Here is a 19,159-nt window from a genome sequence, read left to right on the forward strand (position 1 = left end):
GGAACGGCGGACGCTCCCGGGGCCGGGAGGCATCGTCGGCTCCGACGCCGAGCCGAGCACGGTGGGCGGTTTCTGGGGAGATCCGTGATGGAGTGTCCGGCGTGAATCTGCTCCAGGCCCTCTTGCTCGGCATCGTCGAGGGCGTGACCGAGTTCCTGCCCGTCTCCAGTACCGGCCACCTGACGATCGTCGAGAAGCTGCTCGGCCTCCGGGTGGCCAGCCAGGGCGTGACCGCCTTCACCGCGGTGATCCAGGTCGGCGCCATCATCGCGGTGATCGTCTACTTCTGGCGGGACATCCTGCGCCTGGTCCGCGCGTGGTTCCGCGGCTTGGCGCATCGCGAGGACCGCGACCACGACTACCGGCTGGCCTGGTACGTCATCATCGCGACGATCCCCATCGGCCTCATCGGGTTCCTCGCGAAGGACCTCATCTCGGGCGGTCTCCGGAACCTGTGGGTCGTCGTCGCCGCGCTCGTGCTGTGGAGCATCGTCATGTGGGTCGCCGAGCGCGTCGGTCGTCAGGACCGCGGCGAGCAGCGCACCACCGTGACCGACGCGGTCGTGATCGGTCTCGTGCAGGTGCTCGCGCTCGTACCGGGCGTGTCGCGGTCCGGGGCCACGATCAGCGCCGGTCTGTTCCGGGGTCTCGACCGCGTCACCGCCACCCGCCTGTCGTTCTTCCTGTCGATCCCCGCGCTCGTCGCTGCCGGCGGCTACGAGGCCGCGACCGAGGCGAGCGCGATCGGCTCCACGGTCGGCTGGGGTGCCACCCTCGTCGCGACCGCCGTCAGCTTCGTCGTCGCCCTCGCCGCGATCGCCTGGTTGCTCCGCCTCGTCGCGCGGCACAGCATCGCGGTGTTCATCTGGTACCGGGTGGCGCTCGCGATCGTCGTCGCGGTGCTGCTGGCGACCGGCGTCATCGCCGCGACCTGATCGCCGCCCCGACCACGGTCCTCCACGGGTTCCGGACGCGACGGCGACGGTGGCCTACCCTGGCGACAACGGCTGGGGGAGGCACCATGCAGGAGCCGCAGTCCGGATGGCGCCCGGTCCTCGACGTGGACGACCCGGAAGCGGCCACCGCCGCGATCCGCCGCTCCATGCCCGCGGCGAGCGTGGAGTCCGACCGGCCGGACTTCCGGTTCCACGCCGAGCAGTACCGGGACGAGCGGCTCGACCTCACGCGGTGGGGGTTCCGCGCGCGCGTCGACGGTGGCCGCAGCACCGAGACGAGCGGGGTGACGCTCGTGGTCCCCGGTGGCGGGGTCTACGAGTGGACCGGGGGTGACGAGCGGGGCGATCAGGACGCACCGTTCGTCATGCGTCACGGCGTCGGCTACCACGGTCGGTCCGAGGACATGCACCTGACGATCGTGCGGCTCGAGCAGACACGGTTCGACGACCTCGCTGCGGCGATCCGTGGGGACGACCCGCGCCCTGTCCGGTTCGCCCAGTCGCTCCCACCGACCCGCGAGGGTGCCGAGCACCTCGCCCGGACCGTCGCGCTGCAGGCCGCGGTCCTCGAGAGCCGGGCGGCGGGGAGCAGCGCGCTGGTGGCGGCCTCGGTCTACCGGCTGCTCGTCGTCGGGCTGCTCGAGTCCGTGCCGACCGAGGGCGCGGACGACCGCGAGCGGACGTGCCGTCGCCGGATGCTCGCCACCGTCGACCGTGCCTGCCGGTACATCGACGACCACGCCGCACTCCCGATCACGGTGGCGGACATCGCCCGGCACGTCGGCACGAGCGAGCCCGGCCTCCGCCGTGCCTTCGGGTTCTGGCGCTCGCGAGCGCCCGAGGCTGAACTCGAGCGCGCGCGACTCGCCGGGGCGCACCGGGACCTCCTCGCCGCCGAGCCGGGTGACGACGGGCTCATCGACACGATCGCGGCGCGCTGGGGACACGCGTCACCGCGACGGTTCGCGACGCGGTACCGTGCCGTGTACACCGTCGGTCCCGAGGACACCCTCAGGGCCGAGTGAGCAGGACACCCTCCTTCCGCGATGCGCAACGTCTTCTTCAGCTCCGGGCGGTCCGTCCGTGTCGACACCGACTCGGCGGACCCTGCCCTCGTCGCGCTCCGGGACGCCTTCGACGTCGAGCACGTCGAGGTCGCCGACGGGCCGTTCCGGTTCCGGCAGGAGGTCACCGGGCAGGGGCGGTTCGCGGTCGCTCGGGTCCGCGTGCAGGGTCGGCTGGTCATGGAGTCCCAGCCGCTGCCGTTCTGGTCCGTCATCGCGCTCGACGCCGGACGGGTCGAGGTGAGCACCGCCGCCGGCACCCTCGTCCGGTCCGACGCCACGCCTCTCCTGTTCCCCCGCGACGGACGCAAGCGCGTGGTCTGGGAGGACGCCGAGTTCCGCCAGATCGTGCTCCGCGAGGAGGACGCGCGCCGGGAGTTCGACACGATGGGGTTGCCGCCCGGTGCCCTGCGCGTGCACGACGCACCGGACGGCGAGGTCGCCCGACTGCACTGGCAGGCCGTCGCCGACCACGTGCGGCAGGTCACCGCGAGCGGGATGCTCGTCGACAGCCCGATCGTCCGCGCGGCCACGTTCCACGTCCTGGTCGCCGCGTTCGTCGAGGCCTTCGTCGACCGGCAGGCCACTCCCGTGCCGGTCGACCCGGGAGCGGGTTCGCCCATCGGCGTGCGCCGGGCCCTGCAGTTCATCCAGGCTCACGCCGCCGAAGAGCTGTCCGTCGACGAGATCGCGGCCTCAGCCGGGATGAGTCCCCGGGGTCTGCAGGCGGCGTTCCTCCGGCAGCTCGGCCACAGCCCGATGACCGCGCTCCGTCGTGAGCGACTCCGGCGAGCCCACGAGGCACTCCTGCTCGCGCGGGACGGCTCCGGCACGACGGTCGCCGCGGTGGCCGCGCACTGGCGGTTCAGCAACCCCGGCCGGTTCGCCACGCAGTACCTCCGCGAGTACGGGCGGTCGCCCCGCGAGACCCTGCGCGCCGACTGACGACGGCGTGCCCCGGGCGCCCGGGAGACCCGCCGCCGGCCCGTTCGGTCAGCCCGCGATCGCGTCGAGTTCGCGGACGGCGTCCTCCGGCAGGTCGAGCGCCGCGCCCGCCACGTTCTCGCGCAGGTGGGCGACCGAGGACGTACCGGGGATGAGCAGCACGTTCGGTGACCGCTGCAGTAGCCAGGCGAGCGACACGGCCATCGGGGTCGCGTCGAGGCGGTCAGCGACCGAGGCGAGCACGTCGGACTGCAGGGGCGTGAACCCGCCGAGCGGGAAGTAGGGGACGTAGGCCACACGGTGCTCCGCGAGCAGGTCCACGAAGGCGTCGTCCTGTCGATTCGCGATGTTGTAGAAGTTCTGCACCGTGACGACCGGGGCGATCGCTCGGGCCTCGTCGTACTGCTCGCGGCTCACCGTGCTCAGCCCGAGGTGGCGGATGAGCCCCTGCTGCTGCAGGTCGGCCAACGCGGCGAAGCGCTCCCCGATCGATCCCGGCTCGGGGGAGTCGAAGCCCCCGACGCGCAGGTTGACGACGTCGAGGGTGTCGACGCCGAGCCGCTCGAGGTTGTCGTGGACCTGGGTGCGGAGCTGGTCCGGTTCGTTCGCGTGGATCCAGGCACCGTCGTCGCCACGGACGGAGCCGACCTTCGTGACGATGGTCAGCTGCTCCGGGTAGGGATGCAGGGCCTCCCGGATCAGCTCGTTGGTCACGAACGGTCCGTAGAAGTCCGCGGTGTCGATGTGCGTGACGCCGAGCTCGACGACGGTGCGGAGCACCGCGATCGCCTCGTCGTGGTCGCGGGCCGGGCCGAACACGTTCGGACCGGCGAGCTGCATCGCGCCGTACCCGAAGCGGGTGAGTTCGAGGTCGTCGGCCAGGCGGTAGGTGCCGCCGGGGAGTGTGGTGGTCATCATGGGTCCTCTCCGGACGAGGACGTGCCGGCCGGGGCTGGCGCGGTCGTCCCCTCGTCCGTGGACCATGCTGGCCGTGTCGCCCGTCCGGCGGGAACGTCCCTGCGTTCCTGGGGACGGCAGGACCAGGAACGCGGTCCGGGAGGACGACTAGCGTTGCCGGACATGGACGACGGCAACCCGCTCGGCGAGTACCTCCGCGCGCGACGGGAGCAGGTCCGACCCGAGGACGTCGGTCTCACCGTCCGCGGCCTCCGCCGCGTCCCCGGGCTCCGGCGTGAGGAGGTCGCGATGCTCGCCGGTGTCAGCGCCGACTACTACCTGCGGCTCGAACAGGGTCGCGACCGCAACCCGTCGGCCCAGGTGCTCGCGGCGCTGGCCGACGCGCTCCGCCTGGACGCGCCCGCGACCGATCACCTCATGTCGCTCGCGGCGCAGCGCGCACACCGTGCTCCGACCCGTCGCACCGGACCGGACCGGGTCCCCTCCGGGGTCGCGATGCTCCTCGAGTCCCTCGGTATCCCCGCGTTCGTCGAGACCCGGACGTTCGACGTGCTCGCCGCGAACCGGCACGCGTCAGCCCTCGCCCCCGGCTTCCGGCCCGGGCGGAACCGCCTGCTCGACGTGTTCCTCGACCCGGCCGAGCGGGAGCTCTGGCGCGACTGGGACCGCGCGGTCGCCCGCCTCGTCGCCGGGTTCCGCGCCTCCGTGGGAGCGGCGACGGACGATCCCCGGTGCGTCGAGGTCGTCGGGGAGCTGTCGCTCCGCAGTCCGCTGTTCCGCACCCTGTGGGCGCGCCACGACGTCCGCCCGGTCGAGGGTGCCCCCACCGAACTCGTCCACCCCGAGGTCGGACCGATGACGCTGCTGCGCGAGAAGCTCGCGGTCACCGGCACGGACGGTCAGGTGCTCGTCCTGTACCACGCGGAGCCGGGGTCGACATCGGAGGCCGCGCTCGCGCTGCTCGGATCGCTCGCCGCGACGACGGCGCCCGCGACGACGACGACCGCCGCTGCGGCCGGGCCCGCCGCAGCGGAGGACCTCACTCGACCATGACCCGGATCGTGCCGAGGCTGCCGTCGGTCGGGTCGGGGAGCACCATGCCCGCCTCGAGCCCGCTCCTGAGGTAGTCGATCACCTCGGCGGTCAGGCGTTCCCCGGGCACGTACGCGGGGACGCCGGGCGGGTACGGGGTCGCCTGCTCGGCGGCGATCCGCCCCGCGGCCTCTTCGGCGGGGACGTTCTCGCACTCGCCGAAGAACGCCCGGCGCGGGGTGACGACGGACTCGAGCAGCAGCTTCGACGGGTCGGGGATCCGCACCTCGGGCGACCGTGGCAGCTCCGACGCCGACGCGGCCAGGGACTCGAGCCCGTGCACGAGCCGGTCGGTCGTGAACGCGTCGTCGGCGACCGAGATGTCGATGCCGAGGTGCCGGTGGTCCGACAGGCCGAGGTCGATGCGGTGGTGCTCGCGGAGCCAGTCGAGTCCCTGGTACCCGCTGATCCCGAGCTCGTGGACGTCGAGGAGCATCCGCATGGGGTCGAGCTGGTGCGACGCCTCGGCGCCGAGGAGCTCGTCACGGAGCACGTGGATCCCGTCGATCGCCTCGATGCGGTCCCGCGTGCGGTCGGCCAGGTCGACGGCGCTCCGGATGAGGCCCGCCCCGTCCCGCACCATGTGCCGACGCCAGCCGTCCATCGCCGCGTAGATGAGCACGTTCGGGCTGGTCGTCATGAGCATGTCCGCGCACGCCCACAGGTGGTCGTGGTCGACGAGATCGCCCTTGAGGTGGAGCACGGACCCCTGCTCGAACCCGAGACCCATCTTGTGCACGCTCGTCACGCACACGTCCGCGCCGGCGTTCATCGCCCACGTCGGCAGGAGTTCCGAGAACGGCAGGTGCGCACCCCAGGCCTCGTCGACGATGAGCGGCTTGCCGAACTCGTGGCACACGGCGGCGATGCCCTCGATGTCCGCGCAGGTGCCGTACGGCGTCGGGCTCACCACGAGCGCGCCCGCGGCGTCGGGGTGCTCCTGCCACACGGCGCGGTAGTCCTCGGGGGAGGCCGGGTGCGAGATGTGCTGGTCCGTGTCGAACCGCGGCGTCACCCAGTACGGCTGGAGTCCGGAGAACACCAGGCCCGCGGTCACGGACTTGTGCGCGTCCCGCGGCATGATGATCCCGCCGTCGACACCCGCCACGGCGAGCATCGCGGCCTTGACCGACAAGGAGCTGCCGCAGGTCGAGAAGAACACGGTGTCGGCGTGCACCGCCTGGGCCATGAGGGCCTCGGCCGTGGGCAGGTAGCCGTTCGACGAGGTCCGGTCGTCGAGGCCGCCGCTCTCGAGCACGTCGTCGCGGAACGGGTCCTTGCCGAGCACGGCGAGGGTGTCCGCGTCGATCCCGCGGCCCTGCCGGTGCCCGGGCGGCGAGAACCCGTAGCGGTCGCGGCCGTGGTAGTCCCGGAGGGCGTCGAGGAACGGTGCGTCGGCCTGGTCGAGTTCGTCGCTCATGCGCCCCGTCTACCGTCCGCCCGGCGACCACCATCCAGGAACCGTCCCGGGTCCTCGCCCGAGGGACGCACCAGCGCGCGTGAGGAACGCACCAGCGCGCGCCCGAGGGACGCACCAGCGCGCCGGCAGTAGCGTGTGCCACGTGAGCGACGGCGCGAGCGGCGGCAGCGGACCCGACCGGGGTCGGCCCTGATGCGCGTGCTCGTCGCTCCGGACGCGTTCAAGGGCACGGCGTCGGCGGCGTCCATCGCCCGTGCGCTCGCCCACGGATGGCGCGCCGAGCGGCCCGGTGACGTCCTCGACCTCGCACCGATGGCCGACGGCGGCGAGGGCACGATCGACGCCTTCGCCACCGCGTTCCCCGACGCCGAGCGCGTCCCGGTCGTCGTGCGCGGCCCCGACGACCGGCCGGTGCACGCCGAGTGGCTCCGGCTCCCGGACGGCCGAGGCCTGGTCGAACTGGCATCGACGAGCGGCATCACCCTGCTCGACCACCCCCGGCCGGACAGCGCCCACACCCATGGCTTCGGTGCCGCGATCGCCGCCGCGCTCGGGGCGGGAGCACGCGGAGTCGTCCTCGCCATCGGGGGGAGCGCCTCGACGGACGGCGGTCTCGGCGTACTGCGGGAACTCGGACTCCGCCTGCGCCCACCGCTGGGGCCGGACGACACCGGCGGTGCCGCGCTCGACCGGATCGAGGCCGTGGACCGCGCCACGCTCCGTCCGACCCCGGAGGGCGTCCGGATCCTGACCGACGTCACCGCCCCGCTGCTCGGGCCCCGGGGCGCCGCCGCCGTGTTCGGACCGCAGAAGGGCATCACACCGGATCGCGTCCCCGTGCACGAGGCACGGTTGCGCCGATGGGCCTCGATGTTCCCCGACGTCGACCCGGACACCCCGGGAGCGGGAGCCGCGGGCGGCACCGGGTTCGGCCTCCTGGCCTGGGGCGGGACCATCGCACTCGGCGGCGAGGCGGTGGCCGAGGTCCTCGACCTGGCCGACCGCGTGCTCGACGCGGACCTCGTCGTCACCGGCGAGGGACGGTTCGACGGTCAGACCGCGGGCGGCAAGGTCGTGGCCGTCGTGCAGGCGCTCGCCGCGGCCGCACGGCGCCCGGTCGCCCTGGTGGCGGGGGAGATCGCCGTGGACCCGCGTGGGTTCGCGCACGCCGTGGCGCTCACCGACCTGACGGACCGGGCGTCGGCGATGCGGGGCGCGCTCGCGTGGTCTCGCACGGCCGGGGCGCGGCTGGCGGTGGCAGCGAGCGCCGCATGAGCGGCGCGCGCGCCACGTCCGTGGGTCAGGCCACCGGCTCCACGACGCCGGCCGTCGCGAGCTCCTCGGTCAGCTCGGCGTCCGACGGCTCGACCACGTGCCGGCCGTTCGGGAACACGATGACGGGGATGCTCTTCCGGCCGCTGATCGCCTCGGCCCGGGTGGCGCCGTCCGCCACCGCCTCGAGGTCGACGTACTCGTAGTCCACCGCGAGCCGGTCGAGCAACGCCTTGGAACGACGGCAGTCCGAGCACCAGGCAGCGCCGTACATGGTGACGCGGTCGGGAGTGGTCAGGCGGGCGTCGGGTGCTGCGGCATCGGTCATGCCCCCGACGTTACGCGCGACGTGTCCGCCGCGCGACCCCGCGGCGGTCGACCCCGCGGCGCTGTCCGTGGTGCTCGACCATCGCCGCGACGACCGCCGCGTCGCCGACCCCGGAGCCGTCGTACCCGCCCCGCCGCTCGACGACCTCGAACACGACGCCACCGAGCGGTTCGACCACGGCGTGCAGGTACGTCCCGGATGCGTCCACGTCCACGAGCACGGCGGCGTCGCGGAGCCGCGTCACCGTGACCTCGTCCAGGCCGGTCCGCGCGGCGAGGTCGTCGTGGTAGTTCGGCGGCGTCGGCAGGAACCGCACCCCGGAGTCCCGCATCCGGGTCACCGTGCCCACCACGTCCGCGCTCGCGAGTGCGACGAGTGTCGGTGACGGCGCATCGGACGAGGGCGCTGGCGTCGTCACCGCGATCCGGACGGTCGGACCTGAGGTCGTCGTCGCCCCGGTCGTGAAGAGCCGCCGTCGCGCCAACCCGTCCGTCCTCGGTGCGTCCGCCGCCACCGGACCGTCCACCCCGAGCACGGCCCGCAGGAAGCCGGTCGTCTCGTCCGTGCGGTCCCACGGCACGGTGATCCCGACCAGGTCCACACCGAGCAGGTCCGACGCCGCCGCGGACGCCCGTTCGCCGGTCGGTGCGAAGTCCCGGGACCAGGACGGTGTCCCGTCCGCGCTGCGGCCACCGAACGCCACGCCGGTGCCCTCCGGCGTGGGCACCACGTACTCGTCGGTCCCCTCCGGCACGGACCCGTGGGGCAGCACCGGCGCCCCGAGCGCCCGGGCCCGCGTCGCTGCCGCCGCCGCGTCCGCCACCCCGAGGCCGACCGCCGCGACCCGCGCGGCCAGCCCGGCCTGCGCGGCGTCGACGACGACCCGGAGGCCGCCCGCCTCGAACAACTCCGTCCGACCGGTCCGGTGCCGCCCCACGCATGCGAGACCGGCGCGGCGGAGCAGCGCGACGAGCGCTCCCTCCGCGTCCGGCGCGAGCACGACGTGGGTCGTGACCGGCTCCGGGACGGCGGGCAGGGCCTCCAGACCGCGCGCTGACCATCCGACCGCCGCCGACCGGGAGGACCGACCCGGCTCCTCGGCGCCGCGCCCGGTGTCGCCCGGTTCGTCCATGTCGGGCCGCGGTTCCGCGTCCACGCGGTCCCGGTCGGCCGCCGACCGCAGGACCCGCGTCGCGTCCTCGAGTGCCCGCAGCGACCGGCGCGCCGCCCGTGCCGTCACCGTCGGGTCGGTCTGCCGGTACACGTCGTTGAACACCTCGAGCGACAGCGTCCCCGCGAACCCGGTGTCGAGCACGTGCGACAGGAACCCGGCCAGGTCCCAGTCGCCCTCGCCCGGGAACAGCCGATGGTGCCGGCTCCAGCGCAACACGTCCATGTCGAGCATCGGGGCGTCGGCCACCTGGCACGACATGATCCGCTCACCGGGGATCTCCGCGATCGTGCCGAGGTCCGTGCCGCGGGCCAGGATGTGGAAGCTGTCGAGACAGATGCCGAGCGCCGGGTGGTCGACCTCGCGGACGATCCGCCAGGCGTGGTCGTAGGTCGACACGTTCCGGCCCCAGGCGAGCGCTTCGTACGCGACCGTCACCCCGTTCCGCTCCGCGAGCTCCGCCAACGCCCGGAGCTGGTCCACCGCCAGGGCGTCGTCGTCCGACACGGCCGTCGCGACGTTGGAACACAGCAGCATCGTGGAGATCCCGAGCCGGTGCATGAGGGCGAACCGCTGCTCCGCGCGCCGCAGGTTCGCACGGAACACGTCGTCCGGCACCTGCTCGAGGTCCCGGAACGGCTGGTAGACGTCGAGCTCGAGACCGAGGTCACGCGCGCGTGCGGCGACCTGCTCCGGACGCAGCCACCCCGTCACGAGGTCCTGCTCGAACAACTCGACGCCTCGGAACCCGGCGGCGCTCACTGCCTCGAGCTTCTCCTCGAGCCCGCCACCGAGGCTCACCGTCGCGATCGCGGCCCTCACGACCGGACCTCCGCGGGGACGTGCACGGACCGGGGCGGCACCGCGGCGCCCGCACGCACGCGCGCCGAGGGAGGCGGCACGGCCGTGGGCAGCACGGAAGGGGCGTGCGTCGTCATCTGGTGCTCCCGTTCGGGTTCGGGGCGTGTGGGGACGGGTCGAGCGACGCTGCTCGTGTCCGGACCGGACCCGCTGCCGGATTCGGGCTCCGGACGGGTCGAAGGCGAGCATGGTCTGCCCGTGTGGCCGAAGATAGCCCGTCCGGACCACCGAGGTAAAGCGGCCCGGCACGGCCGTGCGGTCCCGTCACTAGGCTCGGCGACATGTCGCAGGAGCGCACGGACGTCCTCGTCGTCGGCGGCGGTCCGGTCGGCCTCTTCCTCGCCGCGCTCCTGGCGCAGGCCGGCGTGGACGTCGCCGTGTGGGAACGGCGCGCCGGAGCGCCGTCCGGCTCCCGCGCGATCGGGATCCACCCGCCGTCGCTCGACGCGCTCGCCGCGGTCGGCGCGACGGCACCGGTGCTCGCGGAGGCGGCGCGGGTGGACCGCGGGACGGCGCGGAACGGGGGACGTCCGATCGGCTCGCTGTCGTTCGCCCGAGCGTCGTCGACCCATCCGTTCGTCGCGACCCTCGACCAGCACCGCACGGAGGCGATCCTCCGGGAGCGTCTCGCGGCCCTCGCCCCGGGATCGCTCCGCACGGGCACGACACTCACCGCACTCGAACGACGGCGGGACCGCGTCACCGCGCAGGGGAACGGCCCGGAGGGGCCCGTCACGCTGACCGCACGGTTCGTCGTCGGAGCGGACGGCGCCCGGAGCGTCGTCCGCGACCGCATCGGGGTCCGCAGCCACGGGCGGGACTACCGCGACCGGTACGTCATGGGCGACTTCGCCGACGCGGAACCCCCGTGCTCCGGTCGCGGCGGCTCGGGCCCGTCGCCCGCGACCACCGCACTCGTCGACGTCGGTCGGCACGGGGTCGTCGAGTCGTTCCCGCTGCCCGGCGGTCGCCGCCGGTACGTCGTGCTCCGCTCGGACCCCGCCGACCGGCACGGGCTGGACGGCGCGTCACTGGATCGGGACGCGCACGCGCCGGGCCGGCCGCTCGACCCGGACGACCCCGACCCCCGCGCCGCCGCACACCTGGCGCGGACGATCCGGGAGCGCACCGGCACCGAGGCGGACCCGGAGACCTGCACCATGCTCAGTCCGTTCCGGGTGCGTCGCCGCACCGCCGAGCGGGTCGGGGTGGGCCGGGTCGTGCTCGTCGGCGACGCCGCCCACGAGATCAGTCCGATCGGCGGGCAGGGCATGAACCTGGGATGGCTCGACGCGGCCGCGCTCGCACCGATCCTCGCCCAGGCCGTGGCCACCGGCAGCGCCGGCCCATGGCCGGAGTACGCGCGGCACCGACAGGCCGCGGCGCGTCGGGCCGCGCGGCAGGCCGAGCTGAACATGGCGCTCGGGCGACCGGCTGCGGGCCCCGCGCTCGCGGTCCGGGAGGCCCTGCTGCGGACGCTCCTGGCCCTGCCGACCGCGGACGCCCTGGCCCGCGTCTACGCCATGCGGTGGGCCTGAGGGCGAGGTCCCAGGCGGGTCACGCCGCGAGTCGTGCTCCGGAGAGCGCCAGCTGCACCACGACCACGAGCGACGCGATGATGACGAGGCGGAACAGCGTGCGCGTCGGGGGACCGGTGAGCACGAGGCGGATGCCCACCGCGGCGAGGACGACCACCGCGACCGCGCCCGCGACCGCCAGGGCGAGCGCCGGACCCCGCGCGGGGTCGTCGCCGGTCGTCTGTCCGACGAGCACGAGCCCGTCCGCCACGACGAGCGCGGCGAACGCCAGGACGCCCGACGCGTGCAGCCCCAGACGATGCGGGAATCCCCGGACCCCGGTGGCGGCGTCGTCGACGAGGTCCGGCAACACGTTCGTGCAGTGGATCGCGACGCCGAACACCGCGCCGGTCGCGATCGCCCAGGGCGCCGGCCACACCGCTGGCATCCCGCCGGGTCCGAGGCCGCTGTCGGCGGACACCGCCACGACCGGCAGCAGCCCGAACGCGACGACGAACGGGGCGACGGACCACACGCGGCGCTTGAGTCCGGCGTCGTACGCCCACCCCGCGGCGACGAGGACGAGGTGCGCGGCACCCGCGACCAGTCCGAGCGGTACGGACAGCAGCACCGCGGCGACGGCGGTGCCGATCGCCGCGCGGCGGACCGTCGCGACGGGCACGAGCCCGCGCGCGACGGGCTTGTCGCTGCGGCCGACGGCACGGTCGCGGTCGGCGTCGATCCAGTCGTTCGCCAGGCCGATCGACAGCTGGCCCGCGAACACCGCGAGCGCGACGAGGAGCACGCTCCACACCGGGTGTCCGACGGCGACGGCGATCACCGTGGCGAGCACGGTCACGGCCACGGTCGGACCCGGGTGCGACGCGGCGAGGAGCAGACGCACCCGGGAGGTCACGGCGCCAGCCTACGGACTGCCGGGAACCTGAGCGTTCTCGCCGTTCCCAGCGCGCCCCGCGCCTGGCATGCTGGCGGGGTCTCCCGTGTCCGCGCGCCGTCCGCGCGCCGAACCGGGCCGACGGAGGGGAACGCATGGACGGCTGGGCCGGGGGGCTGCCGCCCGCTGCGCACGACCGCATCGAACGCCAGCGGTCGAGCGGCGTGGCCGGGTCGTTGCTGTCCGCCGCCGGCGCGGCCGCGATCCGCGCGGTCGACCTCGCGCCGGTCGGCGAGGTCTTCGGGTGCGTGGTCGAGCAGCTCGCCTACGCCGGTGGCGGATGTGGCATCTGGTCGTCGGGGCTGAACATCCCGTTCGGCGGCGGGTACTCGGCCTTCCCCAACGGTTCCGGCACGGCGACCCTCGGACGCTCGGGACCGTTCGGCTCGGGCGGCTTCGGGTCCGGACCCTTCGCCTCGGGTCCGTTCGCCTCCCAGCCCGGCGGGTACGTCCCCTGGACCTCGCCCGTCCTCACCACGGGGAGCGACGGCCGGAACGCCGGCTTCGGCTCCTACGTCCACGCCGGGCAGGAGGCCTGGCACGGGGCGCTCGACCGGATGATCGCCGAGGCTGCGGCCCTCGGCGCCGACGGTGTCGTCGGTGTCCGCATCCGGCGCACGCGGCTGGAGACCGCGACCCACGAGTTCACGGCGACCGGCACCGCGGTGCGCACGCTCGACGCCTCGGTCTCGCCGCACGCGCGGTCGGCACGCGACGTCTGGGCGGCCGGGTCGACCGCCGAGGAGGTCGCGGCCCTCATCCGCTCGGGCTGGGTCCCACGCGGGATGGCGTTCGGCGTCTCCATCGCCACGAAGCACGAGGACCCGCTCCTCAAGTCACAGCGGAGCGTCTGGTCGGGCAACGTCGAGATCGAGGGCCTCACCGAACTCGTGAACGCCGCCCGTCACGACGCCCGGGTGCAGCTCACCCGTCGCGCCGCACCGCTGAACGGCTCGGACATCGTCATCACCGGCAGCAGCCTCGGCGAGTTCGACACCCCGTGCGGCGAGGAGGTCGACCTCCACGCCGAAGCGACCTTCACCGGCACGGTCATCGCGCCGGGCCTCATGCACGCGTTCCGCGACCACTCCGCGACCGCCGCCGCCCGGCGCGACGTCACGACCGTGATCCCGCTCCGCGACACCACGAGAGGAACCACCCGCCGATGAGCACCACCGGACCCGACCTGTCCCGCGTCCCGCTCCCCGCCGACGCCACCGCGCGCCTCGACGAGGGACGGCGCCGCCTGTTCACGTCGGACCTGTCGGTCAACGAGTTCCTGCTCGTGCGGCAGGCCGGGTTCCGTCCGGTCGGCCTCGTCCTCGGCTCGAGCGTCTACCACGTCGGGATCCAGACCGGACGCTGGAGCAAGAACATGGAGCTCGACAAGCTCAGCCAGGCGATGTACCACGCCCGGGAGCTCGCCATGACGCGCATGGAGGCCGAGGCGGACCGACTCGGTGCCGACGGCATCGTCGGTGTCCGGCTCGAGATCGAGTTCAAGGAGTACGGCAACGACCTCGCCGAGTTCGTCGCGGTCGGCACCGCTGTCGTCGCGGACGCCCCGCCGCCCACGGGCAAGTGGCGCAACACCCGGGGCCTGCCGTTCACGTCGGACCTGTCCGGGCAGGACTTCTGGACCCTCATCCAGGCTGGGTACGCTCCCCAGGGCCTCGTCATGGGCACGTGTGTCTACCACATCGCCCACCGCGGCATGATGGCGTCGCTCGGCACGATCGGCCAGAACACCGAGATCCCGCAGTACACCGAGGCCCTCTACGACGCGCGGGAGCTCGCGATGGGCCGGATGCAGACCGAGGCCGAGTACCTCGACGCCGAGGGCATCGTCGGCGTGCAGCTCCTGTCGCTGCCGCACCGGTGGGGCGGCCACACGACGGAGTTCTTCGCGATCGGCACCGCGGTCCGGCCCCTGCGCGAGGACCACGTCATCGCCACGCCGGGGCTCGTGCTGCCGCTCACCGACCGATGACCGTGTCGCTCCCGGTGCCCCTGCCGTCCGCGGACGAGCCGCAGGCGCTCGTCGAGGCGCTCGCGGTGAACGCCGCGCGCGCGCTCGGCCCCGCGGCCGACGGCGCGCTCTCGGTCGAGCGCGACCGGTCGCTCGGCGATCGCCTCGCCGGGCGTCCCGGGACGGTGACCGCCCTCCGGCTCGAGGGCGTCGACGCGCGCATGACGTTGCGCCTCGAGCGGCACCGACTCACGGGGGAGGCCGCGCAGGTCTCGGGCGGCGTCGTCATCGCGCGTCGGGCGATGCCGCTCGGCGCATGGCTCCAGGCGTTCGCGGGCGAGGTCGCCGCGGTGGCCGCGGACGCCGCCGGCGACGCGGCCGTGGCCGCACGGGCGCTCGCAGCCCTCGGTGTCGCCCCGGCCGCCGACGTCGTGCGCGTCGACCCGTCGGACGTCGCCGGCGGTCTGCTCCCGCTCCGCGCGGCCGTCGCCGGACGCGTGCCCGAGCCGGCCGCCGCGATCGTCGACCGGATCGCCACGGCCCTCCAGGAGGCCCTGCCGCGCGTCACCGGCACCGGCGAACCCGAGGTCGTCGTCACCCGGACGGCGACCGACTACCTGCCCGAGACGCTGCGGGCGTACCTCGCGCTGCCGGCGGAGTGGGCGGCGCACCACCGGCTGTCCGACGGCCGGACGCCGGCCGAGGCGCTCGTCCAGCAGCTCACCGCGCTCGAGCAGGCGGCCGCGCGGATGCGCGACGCGGCCGTCGAACGCGACGCCGACGCCCTCCTCGTCAACGGGCGCTTCCTCGACGACCGGTTCCGGACCTCCCGGCTCGACCTGCCCTAGCCGCCCGGCCTGCCACGCGCGTCAGGCGGTCCGGCTCGCGTCCTCGGTGTGGGAACGAGCGAGCGCTCCGCGGGCACGCTCGACCTGCGCGCCCAGCGCGTCCACCGTCGTCGCCATGGACTGCACGGCACCCGCTCGGTAGGCGTCGATCGCGTCCATCGTCGCGAACACCTGGTCGAACGCGTGCTGGAGGGTCTCGACGCTGACCCCGGACGACGTCGCCTGCTCGTGCACGGCCGCGGTCTGCTGCCGGAGCAGGTCGCTCGTCCGGCCGATCATCGCGTCGGTCGCCGAGTTGAGCGCGGCGACCTGTTCGAGGACGAGCCGCTGCTGCCCGAGTGCCTGCGCGACGACGATGGCCGTGCGGAGCGCGGCGACGGTGGTCGTCCGTGCGCGGTCGACGCCGCGGATGAGCTCGAGGTTGTTCTTGCGGATGAGGTCGAGCGCCAGGTACCCCTGCACGGACACGGCGATCTGCGTCGCGAGGTCCTGCCGCCGCTGCCGCACGGGGAACAGCGCGTCGGCGACCAGCGCGTCCGCCGCGCGGCCGTCCGAGGCCCGGAGCGCCTCGGCCTTCGCGCTGATCGCGTCGTCGAGGGCGGCCGCCAGCGTCGCGTACTCCGCGAGTCGTCCCATCGTGGCCCACAGCTCCGCCCGCTCCTGCTCGATGGCGGCGTTGTCCCGGCGCAACGAGTCCTGACCGGACACGAGCGCCGTGATGATCGCGTCGAGCTGCTGCTGCGCGGACTCGTACTTGTGGAAGTACCGGGCGATCCGGTTCGCGCCCGGCAACCGACCGAGCAGGCGGCGGGCGCCGGTCAACTCGGCGCGCGCGGGGTCGAGGTCCGTGACGGTCTCGCGGAGGTCCTGCAGCGTCCGGGCCACCGCCGCCTGCGGATCACCCGCCGGGCCCTGGCCCTTCGCGGCGGCGAGCGACGTGGCGGGCCGCTCGAGCATGCGGCTCGACACCTGCGACGCCGACCGGATGTCCTGTTCGCCCATCCGCACGAGGTCGTCGACCCGCTTCGTGAACTCGGGGCTGCCGGGCTGCTCGGCGGCGAGTGCATCGGCGAAGGCGCGGGCCTTGTCCTGCAGTTCCGACCGCTTGTCGGCGGGGACGGCCACCATGCCGACGGCCTGGTCCGGCTCCACCTCGGGCACGGCGGCCGGCGGCGTGAGCTGGAGTTCCTGCCCAGTCGGCTCCGGCGGGGTCAGCGGTGCGTCGAGGTCGAGTTCGGACATGCGGTGTTCCCCCTCCGGCGACCGGCCGTCGGCGCCCGCGCCCAGCGTAGGGCCGGCGGCGTGGTGTGCGCCGGACGGCTCCCTGAGAAGACGGTCATCGTCCAGGGCCGACGGGCGCAGCGCGATCCGGGCGCGGCGGCCCGCTCCTGGTGGGGCGGCCCGCCGTCGCGGCCGTTCCTCCTCAGACCGTCAACCGGTACATCCGCGCCTGCGCGTTCCCCGCCTCGGTGCCGATCGTCAGCCCGGCGGTGGTGGGCGTGACGGACCAGGGCGCGCCGACGCCGGCGGGCGGGTAGACCTGCTCGACGGTCGGCACGCTGCCACCCAGGTGCGGCAGGGCGAGCTCGACGTCGCCGGCCGCGGCCGGGAGGCGCCACACCACCAGGAGCGTCTCGTCACCGGCGTCGAACGCGACCGACAGCCACTGGTCGTCCCACGTCGGCAGCCCGGTCGGGAACCGGGGGACCGCGCGGGCGAGGGTGTGCTTGGTGGCCTGGTGGGCCTCCACGGCGGCACCGACCAGGGCGAGCTGGTCGTCGTCCATGCCGCTGAGCACGCCCGCGAGGTACAGGCGACCGGCGAGCCCGGCACCCATCGCGAACACGATCTCCTCGTCCGACATCGTCGGCTGCGGGTACGCCCAGTTGCCCGCCTGCTCGGGCAGCACGTGTGCGAGGGCCCCGACGGCGATCGCCGGGTACAGGAGCGGGTCCTGCTGGTCCGAGGTGGACTGCAGCTGCAGGGTGCCGAGCATCGCGGGATCCGAGCGCATGGCCCCGGATCCGCAGTTCTCGATGACCAGGTCCGGGTGGCGGTCGAGCACGTCGCCGAGCCACGCCAGCAGCGCCCGGTCGTGTTCGAGCAGGCCCTGGCCCGCGGACTCGGCGCCGACGTCCGTGCCGGCGCCGGGCGTGACGTTGTAGTCGAACTTGAAGTAGCCGATGCCGAACTCGGCGATGAGCCGGTCGACCGCCTCGTCGAGGTGTGCGCGTGCCGCCGGGGAGCGCATGTCGAGGAAGTACCGCTGGTGCTCGCGGATCCGTTCGCCGTGCCGTCGGAGGAACGCCTCGTCGGGGAGCGTCTCGGCCGCGGTGCTCGTGACGCCGACCACCTCGGGTTCGAGCCAGACCCCGGGCACCATGCCACGGTCCCGGATGTGGTCGACGACCGCGCCGAAGCCGTCCGGGAACCGCAGGGTGGACGGCCGCCAGTCGCCGACGCTCGCCCACCATCCGGCGGAGTCGTCGTACCAGCCGGCGTCGATGCAGAAGTACTCGGCACCGGCCCGCGCTGCTGCGTCGACGAGCGGCAGGAGCTTCGCCGTGGTCGGGTCGCCCTCGAGCGTGTTCATGTAGTCGTTGAACACCACGGGCAGCGTGTCACCGACGGGGTGCGGTCGTCGGGCCGCGCGTCGATGTGTGGCGAGGTTCCCGAGGGCGTCCTCGAACGACGCCGCGACGGTCACGGTGACGGGCACGGTCGTGAACGTCACGTCGGGCGTCAGGGTGAGCGACCACTGGTGGTCGGCGTCCTCGGGGCCGAGCAGCGCGACGTAGGCACCGTCGTGCGAGCGGTCGCCCTTCGGTGGTCCGTACGGCTCCGGCGCGCGGACCCGGTCCTCGATCGGCACGGCGCCCCGGTTCCAGTCGGGGTCCTCGCCGACCTCCCAGTGCCAGGCGCCGTTGTGCTCGATCTGCCACGCGAGGGTTCGGCCGGTGCTCCGGGCGACGGCGGCACCCGCGGGGTTGTACAGGCCGGACGACCACGTCGAGGTGCTCGTGGCGGCGATGCGGTTCCGGCTCGTCTCGCCGCGCGCCCCGGGGTCGATGGACGGCAGACCGGGAGCGCGGAGCGGGGTGGGCGCCCACCGGTTCTCGGCGGACCACCCGGTGCGCGCCGACCAGATGTCGAGGTCGTCGATGTCCTCGGAGACCACGGCCCCGGTGGCGAGACTCGTGACCGCCCAGAGCGTGAGGGGAGCCGCGCCGTCACGGAGCGACACGGTCGTCGCGGTGCGGACGGCGGGCGCTCCGCCGACGAGCTCGAACCGCGAGGTCACGACGAGCCCGTCGGGGTGCTCCTGGCGGATCTCGAGGCACTCGCGCCCGGGCCGTCCGTCCGTCGCGGGCTCGGTCGTCGCGACGTGCGTGACGTACCGGAGGCCCGCGCCGAGTTCGGTGCCGTCGAACCGGTAGCTGTTGTTCCGCCGCCCGTACCGGGGCGCGAGCACCTCGACGAGGGGCTGCGTGGGCAGCAGGTCGTCCTGGATCCGCGGCGCCGGAGCGGCCGGACCCGCCAGTGACACGAGCCGGACCGGCCCGTCCTCGTCGGCGGCGAACGTCAGAGTGAGGGATGAGGGTTCCCAGGAGAAGTGCGTCACGGTGCTTCCTCGCATCGGTCGGACGGGTCGGTCAGCGGCGACCGTAGCACCGCGAGAGCGATTTTGGTAACGTTTACATTCGTTATCATCCCGTTACCGAACGCGCTTGACCGGCTTCCCGGCCGCCGGACATGATCGTCCCCACGTTCCGGAGCCGAGCAGCCCGGGACCCACATCTGGCCCAGGCGGACACCCCGTCCGCGGGGCTCCATCGGCGATGG

16 protein-coding genes are annotated in these 19,159 nt (G+C 74.2%); 9 read left to right on the top strand and 7 right to left on the bottom strand.

Annotation, left to right across the window (positions count from 1 at the left end):
* Positions 1–101 precede the first annotated feature (101 nt).
* From DEI81_RS01710 to DEI81_RS01720, 3 genes are all read left to right on the top strand, one after another.
* Entirely contained in the window at positions 102–935 is an 834-nt protein-coding gene (locus DEI81_RS01710) for an undecaprenyl-diphosphate phosphatase (RefSeq protein WP_111008757.1), read from the top strand.
* An 86-nt stretch (positions 936–1,021) separates the two neighbouring features.
* Positions 1,022–1,981, top strand: coding sequence for an AraC family transcriptional regulator (locus tag DEI81_RS01715; RefSeq protein WP_111008758.1), 960 nt, complete (start codon positions 1,022–1,024; stop codon positions 1,979–1,981).
* A gap of 21 nt (positions 1,982–2,002) precedes the next feature.
* Positions 2,003–2,965, top strand: coding sequence for a helix-turn-helix domain-containing protein (locus DEI81_RS01720; protein ID WP_111008759.1), 963 nt, complete (start codon positions 2,003–2,005; stop codon positions 2,963–2,965).
* A 48-nt stretch (positions 2,966–3,013) separates the two neighbouring features.
* On the opposite strand, the gene DEI81_RS01725 is transcribed toward DEI81_RS01720, so the two are convergent.
* A complete protein-coding gene (locus DEI81_RS01725) occupies positions 3,014–3,880 on the bottom strand; it encodes an oxidoreductase (RefSeq protein ID WP_220035608.1) in 867 nt (288 codons plus the stop codon).
* A 165-nt stretch (positions 3,881–4,045) separates the two neighbouring features.
* On the opposite strand from DEI81_RS01725, the gene DEI81_RS01730 reads away from it, so the two are divergent.
* Positions 4,046–4,936: a helix-turn-helix domain-containing protein gene (locus DEI81_RS01730; protein ID WP_111008761.1), complete on the top strand. Its 891-nt coding sequence runs from the start codon at positions 4,046–4,048 to the stop codon at positions 4,934–4,936.
* Here DEI81_RS01730 and DEI81_RS01735 read toward each other — a convergent pair.
* On the bottom strand, positions 4,923–6,395 hold the full coding sequence (locus DEI81_RS01735; RefSeq protein WP_111008762.1) for an aminotransferase class I/II-fold pyridoxal phosphate-dependent enzyme: 1,473 nt from the start codon (positions 6,393–6,395) through the stop codon (positions 4,923–4,925). The genes DEI81_RS01730 and DEI81_RS01735 overlap by 14 nt on opposite strands.
* A 192-nt stretch (positions 6,396–6,587) precedes the next feature.
* On the opposite strand from DEI81_RS01735, the gene DEI81_RS01740 reads away from it, so the two are divergent.
* Positions 6,588–7,670, top strand: coding sequence for a glycerate kinase (locus tag DEI81_RS01740; RefSeq protein ID WP_258368428.1), 1,083 nt, complete (start codon positions 6,588–6,590; stop codon positions 7,668–7,670).
* Between the two features lie 25 nt (positions 7,671–7,695).
* Here DEI81_RS01740 and DEI81_RS01745 read toward each other — a convergent pair whose 3' ends face one another.
* Together DEI81_RS01745 and DEI81_RS16365 are read right to left on the bottom strand one after the other, a co-directional pair.
* A complete protein-coding gene (locus tag DEI81_RS01745) occupies positions 7,696–7,995 on the bottom strand; it encodes a glutaredoxin family protein (protein ID WP_181434645.1) in 300 nt (99 codons plus the stop codon).
* Between the two features lie 10 nt (positions 7,996–8,005).
* On the bottom strand, positions 8,006–9,988 hold the full coding sequence (locus tag DEI81_RS16365; RefSeq protein ID WP_220035609.1) for a sugar phosphate isomerase/epimerase and 4-hydroxyphenylpyruvate domain-containing protein: 1,983 nt from the start codon (positions 9,986–9,988) through the stop codon (positions 8,006–8,008).
* 320 nt (positions 9,989–10,308) lie between these two features.
* Here DEI81_RS16365 and DEI81_RS01755 point away from each other — a divergent pair, with 320 nt between their 5' ends.
* Positions 10,309–11,565: an FAD-dependent oxidoreductase gene (locus tag DEI81_RS01755; protein WP_111008763.1), complete on the top strand. Its 1,257-nt coding sequence runs from the start codon at positions 10,309–10,311 to the stop codon at positions 11,563–11,565.
* Positions 11,566–11,584: 19 nt separating this feature from the next.
* Here the strand turns inward: DEI81_RS01755 and DEI81_RS01760 are convergent, their stop codons facing one another.
* Positions 11,585–12,460 carry a UbiA family prenyltransferase gene (locus DEI81_RS01760; RefSeq protein ID WP_111008764.1) on the bottom strand — a complete coding sequence of 292 codons (876 nt, stop codon included), beginning with the start codon at positions 12,458–12,460 and terminating at the stop codon, positions 11,585–11,587.
* Positions 12,461–12,594: 134 nt separating this feature from the next.
* Here DEI81_RS01760 and DEI81_RS01765 point away from each other — a divergent pair, with 134 nt between their 5' ends.
* Genes DEI81_RS01765 through DEI81_RS01775 form a run of 3 tightly spaced genes read left to right on the top strand, consistent with a single transcriptional unit; the run spans position 12,595 to position 15,316 of the window.
* Positions 12,595–13,668, top strand: coding sequence for a heavy metal-binding domain-containing protein (locus DEI81_RS01765; protein WP_111008765.1), 1,074 nt, complete (start codon positions 12,595–12,597; stop codon positions 13,666–13,668).
* On the top strand, positions 13,665–14,489 hold the full coding sequence (locus tag DEI81_RS01770; RefSeq protein ID WP_111008766.1) for a heavy metal-binding domain-containing protein: 825 nt from the start codon (positions 13,665–13,667) through the stop codon (positions 14,487–14,489). Before DEI81_RS01765 ends, DEI81_RS01770 begins: the two co-directional genes overlap by 4 nt.
* Complete coding sequence (locus DEI81_RS01775) at positions 14,486–15,316, top strand: hypothetical protein (RefSeq protein WP_111008767.1); 831 nt, start codon at positions 14,486–14,488, stop codon at positions 15,314–15,316. The genes DEI81_RS01770 and DEI81_RS01775 overlap by 4 nt, the downstream gene beginning before the upstream one ends.
* A gap of 21 nt (positions 15,317–15,337) precedes the next feature.
* Here DEI81_RS01775 and DEI81_RS01780 read toward each other — a convergent pair whose 3' ends face one another.
* Both DEI81_RS01780 and DEI81_RS01785 read right to left on the bottom strand, forming a co-directional pair.
* On the bottom strand, positions 15,338–16,558 hold the full coding sequence (locus DEI81_RS01780) for a toxic anion resistance protein (RefSeq protein WP_111008768.1): 1,221 nt from the start codon (positions 16,556–16,558) through the stop codon (positions 15,338–15,340).
* A 181-nt stretch (positions 16,559–16,739) separates the two neighbouring features.
* On the bottom strand, positions 16,740–18,938 hold the full coding sequence (locus DEI81_RS01785; protein ID WP_181435289.1) for a glycoside hydrolase family 36 protein: 2,199 nt from the start codon (positions 18,936–18,938) through the stop codon (positions 16,740–16,742).
* Positions 18,939–19,159 lie beyond the last annotated feature (221 nt).

This window comes from Curtobacterium sp. MCBD17_013 (assembly GCF_003234565.1).
Taxonomy (GTDB): domain Bacteria; phylum Actinomycetota; class Actinomycetes; order Actinomycetales; family Microbacteriaceae; genus Curtobacterium.

Excerpts from the sequence above, each read along its gene's own strand:
- DEI81_RS01715 (WP_111008758.1), top strand. The coding sequence starts at position 1,022 with ATGCAGGAGCCGCAGTCCGGATGGCGCCCGGTCCTCGACGTGGACGAC.
- DEI81_RS01720 (WP_111008759.1), top strand. The coding sequence starts at position 2,003 with ATGCGCAACGTCTTCTTCAGCTCCGGGCGGTCCGTCCGTGTCGACACC.
- DEI81_RS01725 (WP_220035608.1), bottom strand. The coding sequence starts at position 3,880 with ATGACCACCACACTCCCCGGCGGCACCTACCGCCTGGCCGACGACCTC.
- DEI81_RS01730 (WP_111008761.1), top strand. The coding sequence starts at position 4,046 with ATGGACGACGGCAACCCGCTCGGCGAGTACCTCCGCGCGCGACGGGAG.
- DEI81_RS01735 (WP_111008762.1), bottom strand. The coding sequence starts at position 6,395 with ATGAGCGACGAACTCGACCAGGCCGACGCACCGTTCCTCGACGCCCTC.
- DEI81_RS01740 (WP_258368428.1), top strand. The coding sequence starts at position 6,588 with ATGCGCGTGCTCGTCGCTCCGGACGCGTTCAAGGGCACGGCGTCGGCG.
- DEI81_RS01745 (WP_181434645.1), bottom strand. The coding sequence starts at position 7,995 with ATGACCGATGCCGCAGCACCCGACGCCCGCCTGACCACTCCCGACCGC.
- DEI81_RS01755 (WP_111008763.1), top strand. The coding sequence starts at position 10,309 with ATGTCGCAGGAGCGCACGGACGTCCTCGTCGTCGGCGGCGGTCCGGTC.
- DEI81_RS01765 (WP_111008765.1), top strand. The coding sequence starts at position 12,595 with ATGGACGGCTGGGCCGGGGGGCTGCCGCCCGCTGCGCACGACCGCATC.
- DEI81_RS01770 (WP_111008766.1), top strand. The coding sequence starts at position 13,665 with ATGAGCACCACCGGACCCGACCTGTCCCGCGTCCCGCTCCCCGCCGAC.
- DEI81_RS01775 (WP_111008767.1), top strand. The coding sequence starts at position 14,486 with ATGACCGTGTCGCTCCCGGTGCCCCTGCCGTCCGCGGACGAGCCGCAG.
- DEI81_RS01780 (WP_111008768.1), bottom strand. The coding sequence starts at position 16,558 with ATGTCCGAACTCGACCTCGACGCACCGCTGACCCCGCCGGAGCCGACT.